The sequence below is a fragment of the Desulfovibrio sp. 1214_IL3152 genome (assembly GCF_036763055.1).
In the GTDB taxonomy this organism is placed as follows: Bacteria; Desulfobacterota; Desulfovibrionia; order Desulfovibrionales; family Desulfovibrionaceae; genus Desulfovibrio.
Genome location: NZ_JBAIYW010000601.1, coordinates 1 through 4,011, shown reverse-complemented (window position 1 = coordinate 4,011; position 4,011 = coordinate 1). Strand labels below are relative to the sequence as shown.

At 56.6% G+C, this 4,011-nt stretch carries 3 protein-coding genes; 2 read left to right on the top strand and 1 reads right to left on the bottom strand.

The window, feature by feature from the left end:
- Positions 1-365 (top strand): BMP family ABC transporter substrate-binding protein (locus V6C07_RS12685; RefSeq protein ID WP_333536838.1); only part of this gene is annotated, 365 nt, incomplete at its 5' end.
- 407 nt (positions 366-772) lie between these two features.
- On the top strand, positions 773-1,855 hold the full coding sequence (locus V6C07_RS12680) for an ABC transporter substrate-binding protein (protein WP_333536837.1): 1,083 nt from the start codon (positions 773-775) through the stop codon (positions 1,853-1,855).
- 534 nt (positions 1,856-2,389) lie between these two features.
- On the opposite strand, the gene V6C07_RS12675 is transcribed toward V6C07_RS12680, so the two are convergent.
- Positions 2,390-3,328 (bottom strand): bifunctional methionine sulfoxide reductase B/A protein, encoded by a 939-nt coding sequence (locus V6C07_RS12675; protein ID WP_333536836.1) that lies wholly within the window; start codon positions 3,326-3,328, stop codon positions 2,390-2,392.
- Positions 3,329-4,011 lie beyond the last annotated feature (683 nt).

Here is a 4,011-nt window from a genome sequence, read left to right as displayed (position 1 = left end):
CGGGCAACGGCCCGGCTCTGGAAGAAGCCGCCGCTCGCGGGGCGTATGCGGTGGGGCTGGACAACAATCAGGACAGCCGCCTGCCCGGACGGGTGCTTACCTCCATAGTCAAAAAGGCCGACGATGCGGTATACGACCTGATGGCAGCCGCCGCTTCGGGCAACTTCAAGGGCAAGGAAATTCTGGTACGCGATCTCCAGAATGGCGGCGTGGATATTACAGACATGGCCCCTTTCAAGGCTGCGGCAGGCAAAAACATTCCTGCGGGGCAGGAACGTCGCCTGCGCGAACTGCGCGGCGAAATCATGAATGGCGGCATACGGCTCAAGTCATTAAGAGAAAAAACGCTCTGCGACTGCCTGTAGTCGCCGGCGGCAGCACACTGTACGCATGCCCGATAAGCGCATGACGCGGCCTCCGGCAGGCGGCACGCACCTTTCCTCTCGCCCGGGGCGGGCTGCCAGGTCGCAGCACGTTCAATTATCGGTTTTTCCATTGCCGAAAAAAGAAAAAGTAGATAGGCATATTCAAGGGTACGGGTAGCCCACCCCGGCCGAAGGCCGGCAGGGCCGTAATGCCAGTTCTGTTTTTTCCGCTCTTCTGCGGCCTTTAGAGCATGTTAACTTTGAAAAGGTGTAAATGCTCTAACGCTGCACGAAAGTGCAGCGCGCCACAATGTGGCGTGGATTCAGCCGAAAATCGCGTTTTCCGGCTGAATGAAAACTTTGAAATGTGAAGCAGTTCAAAGTTAATCTGCTCTAGGAGAAAAACCATGCGCAATATAAAAAAATATATTTCTCTGGCTGTTGTCGCGCTCATGCTGCTGCATCTGGCGGCCTCCGGAGCTGCTGCCGCGCGCCTGGTACGCGTGCCTACCGCCTGGATGGACGAGTTTGAAACGTTTCTTATCTGGTATGCCAAGGACAAGGGGTGGGATAAGGAAGCCGGGCTGGATATAGAAATCCGGCAATACTATTCCGGCGAGGAAATGCTTGACGCCCCCACAGGGGCATGGGTTTATGCGGGCATGGGGTCTGTTCCAGCCGTTATGGGCAACCTGCGCAACAATGTCACAGCCATCGCCACAGGCGTGGACGAGTCCGCGGCCAACGGCGTTGTGGTGCATGCGGACAGCCCCATAGCGGGCGTCAAAGGCTGGAACAAGGAATACCCCGACGTTCTTGGCAGCCCGGACACCGTACGCGGCAAAACCTTTCTGGTTTCGGACAAGAGTTCCGCGCACTACGCGCTTTCAGCCTGGCTGGACGTGCTGGGCCTTCGGGACAGTGATATCATTATAAGAAACATGATGCAGGGCCTTGTGGTCGCCAGCTATGAAAACCATATCGGCGATGGTGTGGCCCTGTGGGCGCCGCAACTGTATCTGGCCCTGAACAAGGGCGGCGCTCTTGCCGCAACCCTGAAAAACTGCGGTAAAGACAGTCCCACCTATATCGTGGCCGACACGGCCTATGCCAACGAGCATCCTGAAATAACCGTAAAATTTCTTACAATTTACTTCAGGGCCGTTGATGAATACCAAAGCAAAAATCCCGAAAATTTTCTTCAGGATTACCGCCGCTTTTATCTGGAATGGGCCGGAAAGGATTTTGATGACGACCTCATGCTGCGCGACATGAAAAGCCACAAGGTATTCAACCTGGCTGAACAGCAGGCGGCCTTTGATAACACCGCCGGGCGCAGCGAAGTGCAAAAAAAGCAGGAAGCCATTGCCCTCTTTTTCGCCGAACTGGGGCATCTGGGCAAAGACGGGGCCATACACGCAGGCACGGCCTCCTACGCCACAGACAAATACATCAAGCTTGTGCCGCCCAATCTCAAGCTGAAAAAATAGGGCCGCCCCGTTTCGGGCTGCTCCCACGCATGCGCCAACGCGGGCATGCGCCCGTTGCGCGCCGAGTGCGCGTCAGAGCAGTTAACGAATGAAATGAGTTAACTGCTCTGCAAGGATTTTCTTGAAAATCCTTGCCACGAAATGCGAGAAGGCAGGCTTTTGCCTGCCGTAAGCGAGCGTTTCAAGTGTTAAATGCTCTAGAGCAATTTCACTTTGAAATTGCTCTGGCGACTGCGTGAGCAGTCGCTCGCCGCAAAGGCGTAAGCGCAATTTATTTGCGCGGTTAAACGCCGAAGCGAGCGTGTATTAAACTTTGAGAATGTATATTCTCAAAGTTAATCTGCTCTAGATGCTCGTCGAATGCTCACTTTCTATGGACATTCTCAAAATTTAAGGCACGTTCGCTCGGCGCTTAACAGCACAAATACATTGCGCGTACTCACGCGGCCGCCAGAGCGATTTCAAAGTGAAAATGCCCTCAAAAAGATTCTGACAGCAGTACGGCGGGCCGCCACACGGCCCGCCGTACTTTTTTCATTTCCGTAGTGCGCCGCTACCGCCGCCCCCGGCGGAAACATCAAAGCGCGGTACGGATACGTGGCAGCCCCCCCGGCCCGTACGTTCAGCAAAACGCTGATGATAGTCTTCGGCCATGTAAAACGTCCCGGCCGGTTCCAGCTTTGTCGCCACATCATAGCCCAAGTCCCTCAAACGGCCCGTAAGCTTGCGCGCCACGGCCTCCTGTTCCGCATCAAGAAAAAACACGGCGGAACGGTACTGGTCCCCCACGTCCGGCCCCTGACGATTCAGTTGTGTGGGATCGTGTATTTCAAAAAAACGACGCAATATCTGCTCGTAGCTGACCACAGACGGGTCAAAGCTCACGCGCACGGCCTCAGCATGCCCGGTTTTGCCGGTGCACACGGCCTCATACGTCGGATTGGGCGTACGGCCTCCGGTATAGCCGGAAACAGCCTCGCACACGCCCGGCATTTTCCTGAAGGCATCCTCTACACCCCAAAAGCACCCCCCGGCCACAATGGCTGTGGCCGGGCATTTCTGTGAACCGGCCCGGGCCAACGCCTTCGCTTCTTCCGGGCTGCCCGCGGGATAAAAAGTCATGGACAGCGAATTGACGCAGTGCCGGGTATTCCTGGCAGTAAAGCCTTCGCCCTCAAACACATGCCCCAGATGCCCGCCGCAGTTTGCGCAGATAATTTCCACCCGCCTGCCGTCCGCATCGGGCTGACGGCGCACCGCGCCGGGCAGTTCAGTGTCAAAGCTGGGCCAGCCGCAACCGGATTCAAACTTGTCGCGCGAGCTGTAAAGGGGCGCGCCGCACTGCCGGCACACATAGGTTCCCGCTTCGTGCTTGTCTGTATATTGCCCGGAGAATGGCGCTTCCGTGGCTTTGCGTAAAATAACGTCCGCTTCCGGCCCGGAAAGGGGCGGCATGGGGAAAGGTGTTTTCATGGCAGTCTCCGGTGAAGCCGCATTAGCAGACCCGGCAGCGGCACAATCCGCGACAGCCGGAAAAAACGCGCCGCAAAGCAGCCAGGCGGCCAGGATTAAAAAAAAGAAATGCTCTCGCATAAATGCCTCACTGTTCTTCTGTGTACATAAGACCCCTGCGCGTGTGGTCAATGCCTTGCCCGCAACAGGCGTCATGCCTGGTCAGCCGCACAGGCCGTGTGATTTCAGAATATTTTTCTTTTTGAAATGGCTGCGTACCGGCCGGGCATTCCTGCCGTCACCGTCCGCATCTTCACTGCGCCTCAACGGCCAAAGCATATTCGCCTTGCCGGCCAGGTTCTGGGCCGTCTTGCGACGAGATTTTACAAAAACGCGCAGAGCATTGCCATTTTTTCAAAATTGCGCCGCCCAACATGGGGCAGACATGAACCGGAGGGCAAATGCGGAGGAAAAGACTTGCGCCCGCCCTGAAAAAACAGGCGGGCGCAGCAGCATACTTGTCAAGGACAGGCAGGACTCAGGCTGAAAAACCGTCAGGATGGTTCTTATGCCATTCCCAGGCGGATGCGATAATATCGTCAATGCCCGCCCTGGCTTCCCAGCCCAGCAGTTCTCTGGCGCGGTCAGCCGAGGCCACCAGCCGCGCAGGATCGCCATAGCGCCGGGTAGCCACGGTCACGCCG